This is a genomic window from Psychrobacter sp. W2-37-MNA-CIBAN-0211 (assembly GCF_040309405.1).
Taxonomy (GTDB): domain Bacteria; phylum Pseudomonadota; class Gammaproteobacteria; order Pseudomonadales; family Moraxellaceae; genus Psychrobacter; species Psychrobacter glaciei.
The window spans coordinates 1-249 of the sequence record NZ_JBEOOU010000446.1 but is presented as its reverse complement, the minus strand read 5'-3'; the positions used below and the strand labels follow the sequence as shown (position 1 = coordinate 249).

Sequence of the window (249 nt, the reverse complement as noted above, 5' to 3'; positions counted from 1 at the left end):
AGGTTGCGCTTGGTGCGGATCATGTCGTTGAGGCCGGCGATCTGCTCCTTCATCTGCTCGATCCGTTCGCGATTAACTGAAATCTCACCCATTAGCGAGTCATGTCGAGCCCTGAATACCTGCAGCTCTCCGCCCAGCGCCTCTCTGGCCCGCTCAGAGTCGGTGCCATCCATGGTTACCGCCGGGATATCCTGCAGACCATCACGCTCCGCACGCAGGCGTGCCTCCTTATAGCGACCGACAATCAGC

At 59.4% G+C, this 249-nt stretch carries 1 protein-coding gene; it reads right to left on the bottom strand.

All coding sequences use genetic code 11. The annotated features are described in order from the left end of the window. Positions 1–249, bottom strand: a 249-nt coding sequence (locus AAEY72_RS15835; protein WP_352311602.1) for a hypothetical protein, incomplete at both ends; no start/stop codon positions are given.